The sequence below is a fragment of the Bacillus sp. FJAT-18017 genome, from assembly GCF_001278805.1.
Classification (GTDB): domain Bacteria; phylum Bacillota; class Bacilli; order Bacillales; family Cytobacillaceae; genus Bacillus_D.
In genome coordinates, this window is record NZ_CP012602.1 from 1,809,390 (window position 1) to 1,826,668 (window position 17,279).

At 44.3% G+C, this 17,279-nt stretch carries 15 protein-coding genes and 1 tRNA gene; 15 read left to right on the plus strand and 1 reads right to left on the minus strand.

The window, feature by feature from the left end; all coding sequences use genetic code 11:
• Window positions 1–10 precede the first annotated feature (10 nt).
• The 15 genes from AM500_RS08205 to yihA all read left to right on the plus strand — a co-directional run bounded on the left by AM500_RS08205 (window position 11) and on the right by yihA (window position 16,207).
• Complete coding sequence (locus tag AM500_RS08205; RefSeq protein WP_053598782.1) at window positions 11–481, plus strand: acyl-CoA thioesterase; 471 nt, start codon at window positions 11–13, stop codon at window positions 479–481.
• A 100-nt stretch (window positions 482–581) separates the two neighbouring features.
• Entirely contained in the window at window positions 582–806 is a 225-nt protein-coding gene (locus AM500_RS08210) for a helix-turn-helix domain-containing protein (RefSeq protein WP_053598783.1), read from the plus strand.
• Window positions 807–974: 168 nt separating this feature from the next.
• Complete coding sequence (locus tag AM500_RS08215) at window positions 975–1,430, plus strand: MarR family winged helix-turn-helix transcriptional regulator (RefSeq protein WP_043934198.1); 456 nt, start codon at window positions 975–977, stop codon at window positions 1,428–1,430.
• A 10-nt stretch (window positions 1,431–1,440) separates the two neighbouring features.
• Window positions 1,441–2,238, plus strand: a complete 798-nt coding sequence (gene racE, locus AM500_RS08220) for a glutamate racemase (protein ID WP_053598784.1) — start codon at window positions 1,441–1,443, stop codon at window positions 2,236–2,238.
• Between the two features lie 392 nt (window positions 2,239–2,630).
• Complete coding sequence (locus AM500_RS08225; protein ID WP_053598785.1) at window positions 2,631–3,683, plus strand: GerMN domain-containing protein; 1,053 nt, start codon at window positions 2,631–2,633, stop codon at window positions 3,681–3,683.
• 122 nt (window positions 3,684–3,805) lie between these two features.
• Window positions 3,806–4,561, plus strand: a complete 756-nt coding sequence (gene rph, locus AM500_RS08230) for a ribonuclease PH (protein ID WP_053598786.1) — start codon at window positions 3,806–3,808, stop codon at window positions 4,559–4,561.
• 17 nt (window positions 4,562–4,578) lie between these two features.
• Window positions 4,579–5,187: an XTP/dITP diphosphatase gene (locus AM500_RS08235; RefSeq protein ID WP_053598787.1), complete on the plus strand. Its 609-nt coding sequence runs from the start codon at window positions 4,579–4,581 to the stop codon at window positions 5,185–5,187.
• Entirely contained in the window at window positions 5,184–5,699 is a 516-nt protein-coding gene (locus AM500_RS08240) for a metallophosphoesterase (RefSeq protein WP_053598788.1), read from the plus strand. The genes AM500_RS08235 and AM500_RS08240 overlap by 4 nt, the downstream gene beginning before the upstream one ends.
• 289 nt (window positions 5,700–5,988) lie before the next feature.
• Window positions 5,989–6,062 (plus strand) — tRNA-Arg (locus tag AM500_RS08245).
• Window positions 6,063–6,326: 264 nt separating this feature from the next.
• Window positions 6,327–7,358, plus strand: coding sequence for a tetratricopeptide repeat protein (locus AM500_RS08250; protein WP_053598789.1), 1,032 nt, complete (start codon window positions 6,327–6,329; stop codon window positions 7,356–7,358).
• A 131-nt stretch (window positions 7,359–7,489) separates the two neighbouring features.
• Window positions 7,490–8,782 (plus strand): trigger factor, encoded by a 1,293-nt coding sequence (tig, locus tag AM500_RS08255; protein WP_053598790.1) that lies wholly within the window; start codon window positions 7,490–7,492, stop codon window positions 8,780–8,782.
• Between the two features lie 508 nt (window positions 8,783–9,290).
• Window positions 9,291–10,553: an ATP-dependent protease ATP-binding subunit ClpX gene (clpX, locus tag AM500_RS08260; protein ID WP_043934206.1), complete on the plus strand. Its 1,263-nt coding sequence runs from the start codon at window positions 9,291–9,293 to the stop codon at window positions 10,551–10,553.
• 641 nt (window positions 10,554–11,194) lie between these two features.
• A complete protein-coding gene (gene lonB, locus AM500_RS08265) occupies window positions 11,195–12,910 on the plus strand; it encodes an ATP-dependent protease LonB (protein WP_053598791.1) in 1,716 nt (571 codons plus the stop codon).
• A gap of 361 nt (window positions 12,911–13,271) precedes the next feature.
• Entirely contained in the window at window positions 13,272–15,599 is a 2,328-nt protein-coding gene (gene lon / locus AM500_RS08270) for an endopeptidase La (RefSeq protein WP_053598792.1), read from the plus strand.
• Entirely contained in the window at window positions 15,596–16,207 is a 612-nt protein-coding gene (yihA, locus tag AM500_RS08275; protein WP_053598793.1) for a ribosome biogenesis GTP-binding protein YihA/YsxC, read from the plus strand. Before lon ends, yihA begins: the two co-directional genes overlap by 4 nt.
• 391 nt (window positions 16,208–16,598) lie before the next feature.
• Here yihA and AM500_RS08280 read toward each other — a convergent pair whose 3' ends face one another.
• A complete protein-coding gene (locus tag AM500_RS08280) occupies window positions 16,599–17,084 on the minus strand; it encodes a LiaI-LiaF-like domain-containing protein (RefSeq protein WP_053598794.1) in 486 nt (161 codons plus the stop codon).
• Window positions 17,085–17,279: the final 195 nt, after the last annotated feature.

The following is a 17,279-nucleotide window of genomic DNA, read 5'->3' on the forward strand; positions in this document are numbered from 1 at the left end:
GAGGATCATTGTGGGGAGAATTAATTATATTGAAGATATGGACAAGTGGGCTGAGGGGTTTCAATTTTATCATCGCGTAAAAGTTCGTTTTTCAGAGACAGATATGTTTGGGCATTTGAACAATACAGTTCCGTTTACATACTTTGAATTAGCAAGGATTGAATTCTTTAAGCATATTGGCTTCATGCAGGACTGGGTAAAACCAGCAAATGAAACCATACCTATTGTGGCCGACCTTCAATGCGATTTTTTAAAGCAGGTTTATTTTGATGAAAACATTGATATTTTTGTTAAAGCAAACAAAGTGGGGACATCTTCAGTAGATATCCATTATATGGGCAGAACCGGGAAAGGGGAGATTTGTTTCACAGGCAGGGGGACAATGGTTCAAATATCCAAGAAAACCGGCAAGGGAGTCCCTTGGACAGATGAAATGAAAAGTCTTCTTGCGAATCCAGAGAATCCAGCAATAATCAAGTAAATTTAGTCACTCATAAGGAAATCATTACATACTATATTCTGACTAAATATATACCCATCCCACGATTCACAACTGGCGAAGGCAAGGAGGGTTACAATACTTGAAGGAAACCGGATTCAACCATAAACCATTGCTCACCAAACGGGAGAGAGAAGTATTCGAACTGTTGGTACAGGACAAAACAACCAAAGACATCGCTGGTGATTTATATATAAGCGAAAAAACGGTCAGAAACCACATATCGAATGCAATGCAAAAGCTCGGCGTTAAGGGGCGTTCTCAGGCAGTAGTAGAACTCCTGCGAATGGGAGAGCTCGAGCTCTAATCAGGACCGGCATCCATCATGGAGGCCGGTCTCCATTTGTTTGTAAATGGGACATGCTATACTAGGATTGTTGTTTTCCTTGAACTTTTGGTGAAAAAAGTAGAAAATAAACGTAAGCAGAAATTGTGGATAACAGCCTTTAGGGCTTTTTATGGGAGTGGTTGAGAAATGGAACAGGTTCGGACTGAAAAATTGGATCCAGCTATCGTTGCTCAAATTGAAAAGGATCTTCGTTACATAGCGGGTATTATAAAGCAAAAGGGCAGGGAAATGCTCAGCAACTATACCATCACCCCGCCGCAATTCGTCGCACTTCAATGGCTATTTGAAGATGGCGACATGACTATAGGTGAACTATCCAATAAAATGTATCTAGCATTCAGTACCACCACTGACCTGGTTGACCGGATGGAAAAGAATGAGCTTGTAGTTCGTGTTAAAGACCCGAAGGACAGGCGTGTCGTAAGGATCCATTTGCTTGAAGAGGGCGGGCGGATCATCGATGAAGTTATTAAAAAAAGGCAGGAATACCTGACCGATACATTAAAAAACTTTACTACTGAAGAAGTGGCTGTACTCCAGCACAACATGACAAAATTGCATCAGGAAATGCGGGAAAAATGAGGCGAGGGTTTTGAAACAGCCAATCGGAATTATTGACTCGGGGGTAGGCGGTTTGACTGTAGCAAGGGAAGTCATGCGCCAGCTTCCAAATGAACAAATTATTTATCTCGGTGACACAAAACGATGTCCATATGGGCCGCGGACAGTCCAGGAGGTCCGTAAATTCACCTGGCAGCTGACGCGTTTTTTACTTGGCAAAAACATAAAAATGCTTGTCATTGCCTGCAATACAGCTACAGCGGCTGTCCTCGACGATATCCGCAGGGAACTGGATATCCCTGTAGTTGGGGTCATTTATCCAGGGGCGAGGGCAGCAATTAAAAATACCGAAAACTATCATGTTGGCGTCATTGGAACTATTGGCACGGTAAAAAGCGGCGCCTACGAAAAGGCATTAAAGTCACTCGTCAGCAGAGTATCCGTCGTCAGCCATGCCTGCCCGAAATTTGTTCCGCTTGTAGAGAGCGGCGAGGTGAAAGGCGAACTTGCCGAACGGATTGTCGCCGAGGCTCTCGAGCCATTAAAGGGGCATAAACTCGATACGCTCATCCTTGGCTGTACCCATTATCCGTTGCTTGAACCGTTAATCAAGCAGTATATGGGTACGGATGTCAAAGTCATTAGCTCTGGTGACGAAACAGCCAGAGAAGTGAGCACAATCCTCGATTATCGCGGATTGATCGACCAGGACAATGAACTTCCGAAACATGAATTTTACACAACTGGTTCAGATGTTATATTTTCAAAAATAGCATCAGAATGGCTTGACTATGAGGTAACTGGTGTCAAAACAATTAAATTGGATTAATTCTTAAAGCTCCCAAGGGGGGCTTTTCTTTTTTTGTGGCTCGGACTGAGATTATAGGTGGTTCAAGGTGTAGTTGTTTGTGTAACTATTTTTGCTAGTGAGTCTCTGAGTACTGTTAGTGAAAACTAACCACCCACAAATATCGACTGGCAATAAAGTGTGGTTGAGAAAAGTAGTCATTTTTAGTACTACTCGGAGACCTACTAATTTTTCCTGTTGATTACCTAGTGAGTGTCTGAGTATTCCTAGTGTACTTAACCGCAGCTCCACTTTTACCAATCCAATTTTTAAAGATTGTAAGCAGCAACCCACTGTTTTATTTTTCAAGGCTTGGTCTAAAATCTCCCGGGGCTCGTATACATGTAGTACAAACTGTCTCGGGAGGGATTTTCATGTCCACAACTAAACCTAAGGTGCTGGCATCGGCTGTGCTGGTCACTTCGATTTTGCTATCAGGGTGCGGATTATTCGGAACGGAAACGGTCAAAAAAATTGACCCGCCAAAAAGCACTTCTTTTGAAAATGAAAAAGGGGTAACAGGTACACCAGAAGAAGGTGACTCAGCAGAAACACAAGGCACTCTTAAAACAGAGCTCTATTTGATCGATAAAGAGGGCTTCGTTGTTTCCCAGGCACTCGAACTGCCAAAAACAAATTCAGTCGCCAGACAGGCTTTGGAATACCTTGTTGAAAACGGACCAGTTTCTGAAATGCTGCCGAATGGCTTCAGGGCAGTCCTTCCAGCGGACACGGACATATCAGTCGACATCAATGATGACAAAGTTGCCACAGTGAATTTTTCAAAGGAATTCAAGAACTACCAGCCTGAAGATGAATTGAAAATCCTGCAGTCTGTCACCTGGACCTTGACCCAGTTTGACTCAGTTGACAAAGTCAAGCTGAAGCTGAACGGGCACGAACTCACTGAAATGCCGGTCAATGGCACACCAATCAGCGATTCCTTGTCAAGGGATTCGGGCATTAACCTCGACTCCTCAACCGTAACGGATATCATGAACACCAGACCGGTCACAGTTTACTATGTTGGCGGCGAAGAAGGCTCCTACTACTATGTACCTGTGACAAAGCGCGTCAGCAATACTGTCGCCAGCGACATAGAAGCTGCTGTCCAGGAGCTAGCGAAAGGCCCATCCACAACCAGCCTTGAAAGTGAATTCATGAACCAGGTAAAACTTCTCGACGATCCAAAAATTGAAGGCGAAAAAGTCACGCTAAACTTCAATGAAGCGGTCTACCACAGCTTTGAAGAAAAAATCATATCCGAACAGCTCATGGATGCCCTTGTCCTCTCCCTAACAGAGCTGGATGGCATCAAGGAAGTATCCATTCTAGTTGATGGCAAGGCCGAACTCGTCCAAGAAGATGGAAAGAAATTGACAGCGCCAGTCACACGCCCTGAAAAAGTCAACACTGGTAGTTTCTAAAAAACAATATTTGTTATACTATATAGAGAAAATCAAAGAGGCAGCCCAAAAGCAGCCTCTTCTTTCTTTTTTGAAAAATGGGTCGACACTCATATAAAAGCTAAATTAGGGAGGACTTTCATATGCGATACGATGGCAGGGAACCACTTCAATTACGCGATATACATATTGAAACCAATTATTTAAAACATCCGGAGGGGTCCGTTCTAATCTCCGTTGGCGACACAAAAGTCATTTGCTCAGCCAGCATCGAGGAACGAGTCCCTCCTTTTATGCGCGGCGCAGGTAAAGGCTGGATTACTGCTGAATATTCCATGCTTCCTAGGGCAACGGAGCAGCGAAACATCCGTGAATCGTCCAAGGGCAAGGTGACAGGCCGGACGATGGAAATCCAGCGCCTGATCGGGCGCGCGCTCAGGGCGGTTGTTGACCTCGAGGCTATTGGCGAAAGAACAGTTTGGATTGACTGCGATGTCATCCAGGCAGATGGCGGAACCAGAACCGCCTCCATTACCGGAGCATTTATAGCCATGGCGCTAGCCCTAAACGGCCTCGTTCAAAAAAGGGGTCTGACCCCTTTTCCGATAACCAATTTCCTCGCAGCTACAAGCGTTGGAATTCTTGACGATGGACAGGCTGTTCTTGATTTAAATTATGTAGAAGATTCGAAAGCATTGGTTGATATGAATGTCGTCATGACCGGTAGCGGTGAATTTGTTGAGCTCCAGGGAACGGGAGAGGAGTCAACTTTTTCACGGCAACAGTTAAACCAAATGCTTGAGGCGGCAGAAGCTGGGCTGGTTGAATTGTTTGAGAAGCAAAGAATTGCGCTTGGCGCTAACATTTCGGGTAAAATAGATTCTAGGATTTCAAAGTAGTTAGGAGGAAGATCCCTGTGAAAGAAGTAATCATAGCAACCAAAAATGCCGGAAAGGCGAAGGAATTCGAAGCGATTTTTGCAGAAAAGGGCATCAAAGTCATGACACTGCTGGATTTCCCAAATGCACCTGATGTAGAAGAAACAGGCATGACCTTTGCGGAAAACGCGATTCTCAAAGCAGAGACCATCTCAAAGAAGCTGGGTAAGGCAGTTATCGGTGATGATTCAGGCCTTGCCATCGATGCTCTGGAAGGCCGACCTGGTATTTTTTCAGCGCGTTATGCAGGAGAAGCGAAAAACGATCAGGCCAATATTGATAAGGTTCTTGAAGAACTGGACGATATAACTGAAGAAAATCGTACTGCCCGCTTCCATTGCGCCCTGGCATTTGCAGTTCCTGGACAAGAGACGATTACCGTTGACGGTACATGTGAAGGTATCATCCTTACAGAACGGCGCGGCACAAACGGTTTCGGCTATGACCCAATTTTTTATGTGCCACACCTTGGCCGGACAATGGCTGAGCTTTCAAAGGAAGAGAAAAATGCGATCAGCCACCGGGCTAATGCCTTATCGAAGCTTCGAGTGGTGCTTGATTCGAAAAATGGTGCTGATTTGGCATGAAAAAGGTATTGGTTTTGAGCGATAGCCATGGCTCGGCAGCTCCAATGAGGACGCTTAAGGACAGGCACCCGGATGTGGATGTTTTCATCCATTGCGGTGATTCCGAACTGCCAAAGGATGACGAGGCGTTGAAGGGGTTTGTCGCCGTCGGCGGAAATTGCGACTTTCACCCTGGCTATCCTGATGAAGAAATCGTAGAAGTTGCCGGCAGGAAAATCCTCGTGACACACGGGCACCTTTACTCCGTCAAATCAACATTGATGAGCCTATTGTACAAGGCTTGCGAGGCAGGCGCAGAGATTGTCTGCTTTGGACATTCACATCTTCTTGGTGCAGAAATGTCAGGAGGCATCCTGTTCGTAAATCCGGGAAGCATCAGGCTGCCAAGAGGGCTTGAGGAGAAAACCTACCTGATCCTGGGCATTGACGAGGCCCATGTAGAGGTCAATGTTTTTGATTTGGAAAAAGGCGAACTTCCCGAATTCAAACAACAATTCCACTTAAATCAGTAAAAGACTGGAAAAGGCGGATGCCAATTAAGCTCCGCTTTTTCCGTTAAATTTCCAGTTGAAGAAAGTTTGAGAAAACTTGTTGACATCTGCTTACTTGGCTACTATAATTAAAAATGTTCGTTAAACGAACGGATTCACTTTGTCCCAGTAGCTCAGCTCGCTGAATATGCTTCCTTTAATAACATCAGCGCACCTGCCGAGCGTCTCCTTGAATTAATTTTCTGAGGCAGGGGTGGGATAGTAGCAAAACAGTTTGTGTTGAATAAACTTTGTTTTAATTTTTTATATTGTCCCAGTAGCTCAGCTGGATAGAGCACACGCCTTCTAAGCGTGCGGTCGGGAGTTCGAATCTCTCCTGGGACGCTATACTAGCCGGTAACCTCAAAACGAGGCTGCCGGCTTTTTCTTTATCTCAAAATAGGCACTTGCCATGAGTAAAGGAAGTTTAGAAGGCTTTACGTGGTACTATGATTAAATGTTTCGCAAAATAGTAGGGAACGTTTATTGAAATACTATATAGAAGAGATAAATTCCACCTATGTTTCTCCTGCTACAAATTGTATTTTTACAAACTCCGTGCTAAACTTTTTTCAACTAAAGCATGTATGACTTAAAGGATGATTTTTTATGAAAAAGGAAGATGGAGACAATATTGTCCTTTTTCCAAATGTTGAACGACGGTTAGTCGAAAAAGGGATTGAGGCTCTGCAGGACAAACAGTTTCGGGAAGCAATTGAGCTGCTTGAGCAGGGGTATAAACTTGATTCCGATAATGAGGATGTTATGGCCGCGCTGGTGCTGGCTTATTTCGAGGCAGGGGCGCTAAACAAGGCAAAGGAACTATGCAAGGAAATGCTTATGGTCGGGCAGGGAGACTATTTTCAGATCGTCGAAATGTATATCACGATTCTCATTCAGCTTCATGAATATAGAGAAATTACGAAAATACTAGAGGCATTAATTGAGGAAAAGGAGGTGCCAGCTGAGAAGAAAGAACATTTCATCACAATCCTCCAGTTTTGTCAGAGGCTCGCGGAACAGGAGCCTGTCCAACCACTTGAAGAAATGGAAGCAGAACCTTTTCATCAGGAAGAACTCAAACCGGGAGACCTGGATTTGTTCTCGATAACGGACTTGAACGAGCAGGTGGGAATTGCAGGGAAACTTTCCAACCAGAACATCCGCCCGTTTATAGATGAAATTTCCGCTTTCCTATCAGCCGAAGAGGGCCATCCATTCTTGAAGACGATGCTGTTGAATATCTTGCGAGAACAGGAAGTTACGAATGTTATCAATGTAAGGAAGTTTGGGATGCTGGAAAAAATAAATCCACAAGAGCTTAAGCCACCCCATTCCCAGCCAAACGATAATGAGGCGGGAGTTCAGCTAATCAAGGCTCTAGAGCATCAGGACCCGCTTTTGCTTGAAAGTGCTTTAAGCCTGTTGGCACGGTACGCATTTGCTGTGTATCCATTCGAATTATCACCGGCCGATCAGGCTGCGTGGGCTGCAGCGTTTGAATATACTGCACTCCTCTACCTTGGCAATGAGCCTGACATGGAGAGATTAGCCGAAAAATACGGTACAATCGCAGAGCATGTGAGTGAAGCTGCCGGTTGGATAGGAAAAGTGGAGGAAATTTCTTATCCTATAATTTAGGCCCCAGAGTTGAAAGAACAAAATCGTATGTTATAATGTAGTGGTTGCAATGTGTAAAAACAGCTTATGCCTTACATAGCGAGCGATTCTACCATTGGTAAATTAGGAAATAGATTGTTGGAGGGAACAAAATGTCTGCTACTTGGGAAAAATTAGAAGGGAACCGCGGTGTCCTTACTGTAGAAGTAAGTGAAGAAAAAGTTGCGGAGTCTCTTGATATTGCTTTTAAAAAAGTTGTAAAGCAAGTTAACGCGCCTGGCTTCCGTAAAGGAAAAATGCCTCGTCCGCTTTTTGAAAAAATGTATGGAGTTGAAGCACTCTACCAGGATGCGATCGACTACCTTCTGCCGGAAGCTTATTCTTCCGCACTTGACGAAACTGGCATTGAGCCAATTGACCGTCCTGAAGTTGATGTTGAGAAGTTCGAAAGAGGCTCAAGCGCAGTATTCAAAATTACTGTTGAAGTAAAGCCTGAAGTAAAACTTGGTGAATACAAAGGCCTTGAAGTGACTGAATTTGATACAACTGTAAGCGAAGAAGACGTTGACGCTGAAATCAAGACTATGCAGGAACGCCATTCCGAGCTTGTTGTTAAAGAAGAAGGCGCGGCTGCAGAAGGCGATACTGTCGTAATGGATTTCAAAGGTTTCGTTGATGGCGAAGCATTTGAAGGCGGCGAGTCTGAAAACTATTCCCTGGAGCTTGGTTCTGGTTCATTCATCCCTGGTTTCGAAGAGCAGCTTGTAGGCGTTGCTGCTGGTGAATCAAAGGATGTTGAAGTAACATTCCCAGAGGAATACCATGCTGCAGAACTTGCTGGCAAAGCAGCTACTTTCCAGGTAACTGTTCATGAAATCAAGTCAAAGGAACTTCCTGCACTTGATGATGAGTTTGCCAAGGATGTAGATGATGAAGTTGAAACTCTAGATGAGTTGAAAGCTAAAATCCGTTCACGCCTTGAGCATGACAAAGGACATCAAAAAGAGCATCATGTCCGCGATTCAGTTGTAGAAAAAGCTGCTGCAAATGCAGAAATCGAAGTTCCAGATGCAATGGTCCGCAACGAAACAGACCGTATGCTTCAAGAATTCGAACAGCGTCTGCAAATGCAAGGAATGAACATGGAGCTTTACTACCAGTTCTCCGGACAGGATGAAGCAGCTCTTCGCGAACAAATGAAGAGCGATGCTGAGCAGCGTGTCCGTGTAAGCCTTGTGCTTGACGCAATTGCTGAAGCTGAAAACATCGAAGTTTCTGAAGAAGATGTTAATGCAGAATTAACTAAGATGTCCGAAATGTACAACATGACTCCAGAGAACATCACAATGGCTCTAGGCGGAACTGAAGGCATCAAGTCTGACCTTCAGAAAAATAAGGCTGCTGACTTCCTAGTTGAAAACAGCAAAACAGTTGCTGCTGAATAATTCTATATAACATAAAAAACAAGGCGCGATTTATCGTGCCTTGTTTTATACAATTTAGCGATTACATATTATAATAAGAGTAGCACTGCATATTGAAAAAGCAGTTTAAAAAAATTCAGCAGTTCGATTGAAGCTGAAGGCGCGAAGGCTCCACGCCAGCAGTGGAAATCTTAAGTTCCATCTATTATACATATCAAAAGTTTTTGGGCATTGGGCTTAATTCATGCTAAATGTGGTTAAGCTTTAGTAAGTACATAGGAAAGCGGAAGCACACGGTGAGTGCTGAAGCTGGACAAGAGATATCGTTTGGCCATGCAGGTTATTTCGGAGTTTGTGGAATATTTTAGGCGGAATCGGCGAGAGTTATTATTTCCAGAAAGCATGTATCATGTGGTACAATGCAATACATAACGCCTTTTGCTTGTAAGATTGTTCCCAAATTTCAAATTTAAGCCTGCAAATAAGCAGCTTATTCATAATGAGAATCCGTTTTAGAGGGGTGAAAGATTTGTTCAAATTCAATGATGAAAAAGGGCAGTTAAAGTGTTCCTTCTGTGGCAAGACGCAGGATCAGGTCCGCAAGCTTGTCGCTGGTCCTGGGGTATATATATGTGATGAGTGCATTGAATTATGTACTGAAATCGTCGAGGAGGAGCTTGGCACTGAAGAGGAAGTCGAGTTCAAGGATGTTCCTAAGCCAAAGGAAATCCTCGAAATCCTTGATGAATATGTCATCGGCCAGGAAAAGGCAAAAAAGTCGCTTTCGGTGGCAGTTTACAACCACTACAAGCGCATTAACTCCAATAGCAAAATCGATGATGTTGAACTCTCAAAGAGCAATATCTGTATGATTGGGCCTACTGGCAGCGGGAAAACTCTCCTCGCTCAGACCCTTGCCCGCATCCTGAACGTACCGTTCGCGATTGCAGATGCTACCTCGCTAACTGAAGCAGGTTACGTCGGTGAAGACGTGGAGAATATTTTGCTGAAATTGATCCAGGCTGCCGACTATGATGTCGAAAAGGCTGAAAAAGGGATCATTTATATTGATGAAATTGACAAAGTTGCACGTAAATCTGAAAATCCATCTATTACAAGAGATGTTTCAGGTGAAGGTGTTCAGCAGGCGCTTCTAAAAATCCTTGAAGGAACTGTTGCGAGTGTTCCTCCACAGGGAGGCAGGAAGCATCCTCACCAGGAGTTCATCCAAATCGATACCACAAATATCCTATTCATTTGCGGTGGAGCTTTTGATGGAATCGAATCGATTATCAAGCGCCGCCTAGGCCAGAAGGTCATCGGTTTCGGCTCTGATGTAAAGCAGGTAGAAGTCAGCCAGAAGGAATTGCTTTCTAAGGTCCTTCCAGAAGACTTGCTGAAATTTGGGCTTATCCCTGAATTCATCGGCCGTCTTCCAGTTATTGCGAGCCTTGAACAGCTTGACGAAGATGCGTTGATTGAAATCCTGACAAAACCAAAGAACGCTCTAGTTAAGCAGTATCAGAAAATGCTTGAGCTTGATGAGGTAGAGCTTGAATTTGAAGAAGGTGCCCTCGTGGAAATTGCTAAAAAAGCGATTGAGCGTAAAACAGGGGCACGCGGCTTGCGTTCCATCATTGAAGGAATCATGCTGGATGTCATGTTTGACCTTCCTTCCCGCGATGATATTACAAAATGTATCATCACAAAGGAAACAGTCACAGACAACAGCGTTCCGAAGCTTGTCAATGAGGAAGGCACCGTCATCAACGAAGAGCGTACATCCGCCTAAATGTTAATACCGCTGTCCGGTAACCTGCCGGGCAGCTTTTTATTGTTTTCGGCAATGGTTTTTTTAAAATGTACCTGGCTGGCTAGCTCAAGAAACAATAATTACTTGAAAAAGATTTTCGAGTACGATTTCAATTTTTAGGAGAAGTGAAATGTCCTTGAAACAGGTTTTCGAGTACAATTTCAATTTTTTGAGGAGTGGAATGTCCCGGTAATATAATTTCGAGTACAATTTCAATTTCTAAAACAATGAAATATCCTCGATACTGGTTCTTTAGAAATGGTTCAAGCGCAATTTTGACTTTGGGAAACTTAAGAATTGATGAAGTTTAGAATCTCTATTAATTGAAGCGGAAGGCACGGAGACTCCTGCGGGAAAAGCGGGACAGGGGAGACCCCGCAGGTGCCATAGGCACCGAGGAGGCTCCGCGACCGCCCGCGGAAAGCGAAGTGCCTGAAGCGGAAATTACAGAAAAACTGAAGTTTAAACTACTTAGCACTTGCAACGCCTCAAGGTCATACTCCTGTCTTTGTAAACCTCTCTTTTTACCTGTCCGATATTCAGTAACTTTTTGTTTATTCGAACCCTCCAACGGAAATACTAACAAGTAACGGAAAACGTAATGTTCAGGAGGGAAAAGGATGAGTTGGATGGGAATCGCCTTGTTTGTACAGCTCTTCTTCGGCATCATCATTGGGCTGTATTTTTGGAACTTGCTAAAGAATCAACGTACTCAAAAGGTCACTATTGATAAAGAATCTAAGAAGGAAATGGAACAGCTCCGCAAAATGAGATCGATTTCTCTGACAGAGCCGCTTGCGGAAAGAGTAAGGCCGGGCTCCTTTGATGATATTGTAGGTCAAAAAGATGGAATTAAAGCGTTAAAGGCAGCACTTTGCGGACCTAATCCCCAGCATGTCATTGTGTATGGTCCTCCGGGTGTCGGTAAAACTGCTGCAGCGAGACTTGTATTGGAGGAAGCAAAGAGAAACCAAAAGTCGCCATTTCAGCAATCCTCCGTCTTTATAGAACTTGACGCGACAACAGCAAGGTTTGACGAACGAGGCATTGCAGATCCTCTAATCGGTTCCGTCCATGATCCTATTTATCAGGGTGCGGGCGCGATGGGACAGGCCGGGATTCCGCAGCCAAAACAGGGTGCAGTTACCAATGCCCATGGCGGTGTCCTCTTCATTGATGAGATTGGCGAACTGCACCCAATTCAAATGAACAAGCTTTTAAAGGTGCTTGAGGATAGAAAGGTTTTTCTTGAAAGTGCGTATTACCACGAAGAAAACCCCTCGATTCCAACCCATATACATGATATTTTCAAAAATGGTCTTCCGGCTGACTTCCGGCTGATTGGTGCAACGACGAGGACTCCAAACGAAATACCGCCTGCAATCCGTTCTCGCTGTATGGAGGTATTTTTCAGAGAGCTAAGCCAGGACGAAATCATGACTGTTGCGAAAAAAGCAGCGGACAAGGTTGAAATGGCAATCAATGAAAGCGGCCTAGAAATTCTTTCAAATTATGCGCGAAATGGGCGCGAAGCAGTCAATATGATTCAAACAGCTGCCGGGCTTGCGATTACCCAGGACAGGAAAGAAATTAAAGACGAAGATATTGAGTGGGTTATCCATTCCAGCCAGGCATCACCGAGAATGGAACGGAAAATTAACGACTTGCCTGCAATAGGACTTGTTAATGGGCTGGCGGTTTACGGACCTAATTCAGGAGCTCTTTTAGAAATTGAAGTGAGTGTCATTCCGGCAAAAGAAAAAGGTTCAATCAATATTACCGGGATTGTCGAGGAAGAAAGCATTGGCGGCCAGGGAAAATCGATCCGGCGCAAGAGTATGGCGCGCGGCTCGATTGAAAATGTTATTACCGTCCTAAGAACAATGGAGGTCCCGGCGGATGAGTTTGATATTCATGTGAATTTCCCGGGAGGCATTCCAATTGACGGGCCTTCAGCAGGGATTGCGATGGCAACTGGAATTTACTCTGCTATTTATAAAATTCCGGTTGATAACCGTATTGCAATGACAGGTGAAATTTCCATTCACGGGCATGTAAAACCAATCGGAGGCGTGTTTGCAAAGGTAGTTGCCGCTAAAAAGGCTGGTGCCAAAACAGTGATTGTCCCTGCCGAGAATATGCAGTCTATCCTAAATGAGATAGACGGCATTGAAATTATACCAGTCACACACTTTAATGAAGTAATCGACCTTGCTCTCAAAAAGGATTCTTCAAATAACTCCGTTCCACAAAGTGGAGGAACACATGTAATTGCTGAAGGGGACGGAACTGTCATTCCCGCAGCCGTTCAAATGTCCAAAAAGGAATCTGTATAGTTTCATCCCAACTGAACAGGGAACTTCGGATACGTTTGGCCGAGGTTCCTTTTTTAACTGAGAGTAGATCCCCTCATAATTGACGGTCCGATGTGAGAAATAGGTATAAACCGAATTTCAAGGTGATTCAAGGAAGTCTTATAAGAGGAATGACCTCCGTCTTCTTCTAAAAGAATTTTTTTAATAGAAACAACATAAATACTAACTTGAACAGGATACTAAGAAGGCGGGTACAATCGCCTAAACCTAAAAGGACTAGGGATGATATATTAGACACGTTTTCTTAAATAAGATAGAATTGAACAAAGACAAATTCCCCCTAAAAAGGAATAAATGAATGCATTTTGGAGGTGCATGGGTAATGGCAGAAACGAATGAGAAACAAGTCCCCCTCCTGCCGCTTAGAGGGCTGCTGGTCTATCCAACAATGGTGCTCCATCTGGATGTTGGCCGTGAAAAATCGGTTCAGGCGCTCGAACGGGCAATGGTCGATGACCATCTGATTTTTTTAACAACCCAAAAGGATATTTCGATAGATGAGCCGTCTGAAGATGACTTATATAACATGGGTACGTTGACAAAAGTAAAGCAAATGCTAAAGCTGCCAAACGGAACGATCCGTGTTCTTGTGGAGGGGCTAAAGCGTGCCAAGATTGTCTCCTTTTATGACAGGGAAGAATACTTCTCTGTAACTGTTGAGGAGTTTGAAGACAAAGAAACAAAGGATGTTGAAGATCAGGCATTAATGAGAACAATGCTTGATTATTTTGAACAATACATAAAGATGTCAAAGAAGATTTCCGCAGAGACATATGCGTCCGTTACAGACATCGAAGAGCCAGGCAGGATGGCGGATATCATTTCATCCCACCTTCCTCTAAAGCTGAAGGATAAGCAGGAAATTCTTGAGACGATTGATGTAAAGGAACGGATGAGCAAGGTAGTCGATATCATCCACAATGAGAAGGAAGTCCTTAACCTCGAGAAAAAAATTGGCCAGCGCGTCAAACGGTCAATGGAACGCACCCAGAAGGAATACTACCTCCGTGAGCAAATGAAGGCTATCCAGAAAGAACTTGGTGACAAAGAAGGAAAAACTGGAGAAGTTGCCGAACTCACAGAGAAAATTGAGATGGCAGGGATGCCGGAATCAGTCCAGGCTGTTGCTTACCGTGAGCTGGACCGTTATGAAAAAGTGCCGTCAAGTTCGGCGGAAAGCGCTGTAATCCGGAATTACATTGAATGGCTCGTTGCGATTCCATGGACAAAACGAACCGAAGATGACCTCGATATCGCAAGAGCAGAAGAAATTCTCAACGAAGACCATTATGGGCTTGAAAAAGTAAAAGAGCGTGTCCTTGAGTACCTGGCAGTTCAAAAGCTGACTAATTCTCTGAGAGGACCGATCCTTTGCCTTGCAGGACCTCCGGGAGTCGGGAAGACGAGTTTGGCCAAGTCAATTGCCCGCTCGCTTAACCGCAATTTCATCCGGGTTTCTTTGGGCGGTGTCCGGGATGAATCCGAAATCCGCGGCCACAGAAGGACGTATGTCGGGGCAATGCCAGGACGCATCATTCAGGGTATGAAAAAAGCTGGCACGATCAATCCAGTTTTCTTGCTTGATGAAATCGACAAGATGTCTAGCGATTTCCGCGGCGATCCATCAGCGGCCATGCTTGAAGTGCTTGACCCTGAACAGAACTTCAATTTCAGCGATCATTATATTGAAGAGCCGTATGATCTTTCCAAAGTTATGTTCATCGCGACCGCCAATAACCTTGCGACTATCCCGGGTCCATTGCGTGACAGGATGGAAATCATTACGATTGCTGGTTATACGGAAGTTGAGAAAGTCCATATTGCAAAGGATCATCTTCTTCCAAAGCAAATTAAAGAAAACGGTCTTTCAAAAGGTACTCTCCAGATAAGGGAGGAAGCCATCCTGAAGGTTGTCCGTTATTATACAAGAGAAGCGGGTGTCCGCAGCCTTGAGCGCCAAATGGCGAAGATTTGCCGGAAAACCGCAAAAATCATTGTTGCTGGTGAAAAGAAAAAGGTTGTTGTAACAGAAAAAAATCTTGAGGAATTCCTTGGCAAACCAGTTTTCCGTTATGGTCAGGCTGAGCTAGAGGATCAGGTTGGTGTTGCGACAGGTCTTGCTTATACAACTGTGGGCGGCGATACACTTCAGATCGAAGTGTCAATTTCCCCTGGAAAAGGCAAGCTTGTTTTAACAGGAAAGCTTGGGGATGTTATGAAGGAAAGTGCCCAGGCTGCGTTTAGCTACATCCGTTCAAATGCGTCTGAGCTTGGAATTGATCCAGACTTCCATGAAAAACATGATATCCATATCCACGTTCCGGAGGGGGCAGTTCCGAAAGACGGTCCTTCCGCGGGGATTACAATTGCAACTGCGCTTGTTTCAGCATTATCGGGTAAGCCGATTCGCCGTGAAGTCGGGATGACAGGCGAAATTACCTTGAGGGGGCGCGTACTGCCGATTGGCGGATTGAAGGAAAAAACTTTAAGCGCTCATCGTGCCGGACTTACGAAGATTATTTTACCGAGAGACAATGAAAAAGACATTGATGATATCCCAGAAAGTGTGCGCAACCAGTTGGAATTCGTTCTCGTTTCCCATGTCGATGAGGTGCTGAAGCATGCGCTATCGGATGGAGGAAAAGCATGAAGGTAACAAGTGCAGATATAGTAATAAGCGCGGTCAAGCCGGATCAGTATCCTGATTCGGCTTTGCCCGAGTTTGCTTTAGCCGGACGTTCGAATGTCGGGAAAAGCTCATTTATAAACAAGATGCTGAATCGGAAGAATTTGGCGCGGACTTCTTCGAAACCAGGGAAAACGCAGACGCTGAATTTCTATCTGATCAATGAAATCCTTCACTTCGTTGATGTACCAGGCTATGGCTACGCCAAGGTTTCGAAAACGGAGCGGGAAGCCTGGGGAAAAATGATTGAAACATACATCACGTCCCGTGAGCAGCTGAAGGCGGTCGTCCAAATTATCGACCTTCGCCATCCGCCCTCAAAGGATGATGTGACGATGTATGAATTTCTGAAGCACTATAACATTCCATGCATTATTATTGCGACCAAGGCTGATAAAATCCCAAAAGGAAAATGGCAAAAGCATTTGAAGGTCGTCAAGCAAACCTTGAATGTCGACCCTAATGACCCAATGGTACTGTTCTCGTCCGAAACTGGACTTGGAAGGGATGAAGCCTGGGGAGTGCTGAAGAGTTATATGAAAGAAGATAACAGGACGAATAGCGAAGAATAAAAAAAGCTGGGGGAAAGCCATATATGGCCTGCCTCCAGCTTTTATTTTTTGGATTTAAGCAAGAAGGTTGTAGCGGGTACATAAGGAAAGCTTCCTAGAATAATCAACGGGTGTATGCGGTAAAGTAAAAGCTAAGTGACCTTGTAGGTAACTGAGCAAATCGTAAGGTAACTGAAGCTCTAAGTTACCTTGTTGAAATGGGAGCGCCTCAAAATGCAACTGATAGAGGCTCTATGTAACTTTATTGATGGCCGAGCTCTTCATGAAGTAACTAATAGCTGCTCTAAGTAACCTTATCGTTGATCGCTGGAGATTTAAAGTCACTAATAAAAAGAGAGCCATGTATTTAACATGAACTCTCACAGACTTTGGGTCATTCAACGACCCTGGCTTACTTTCTCCTAAAAAAGACCATCCACACGCCGGCAAGAACCAGAAGAAGCGGCCAGAATTTCCAGATCAGTGAAATGCTGCTCTCAACAAGGCTAAGCCACACCCCGACCTTGTCAGTGAACAAAAGCAGGATTGCGACTATCAGAAAGAGGAGCCCGTTTAGTAGTCCTTTGCCTGTCTTTTGGTATTGGAGCAGGAAGCCAACTGCGATAATGGCCAAAAATGTCCCGATATGCGGGGGCCAAAATGGGAGCTTCCCTACCACATGAAAATGGAGCCCAAAGCCGGCCAGAATGATTCCTGGCAAAATTGAGGTATGGTCTTTGGCTAAATAGCCCTGGCAGAGAAAAGCAACTCCGACAATCAAAAGAAGAGTAGGCCATGTATAGAATTGTTTTAATGCTGTGAAGCCTGATTGCTCCAGAAAGAAATAAGCTCCGAAGCCGATTAGAATAACTCCGGGGAATATTTGCTGCGTTCTCATTCATTCACATCGCTTCCAGTAAGGTATCCTTGAAAAACCTAGCTATATTTGCTAATGTTACATAGGGACGAACCATTAATTTTTTATTAATTTATTCTTAATATTAACATAGAGTTTCGCTTTCTGTTCACATTTTTCAGGTTAGCTGCTAAATTGTCCATGATATAATCTCAGTAGTTAGTTACGTGATAAAGT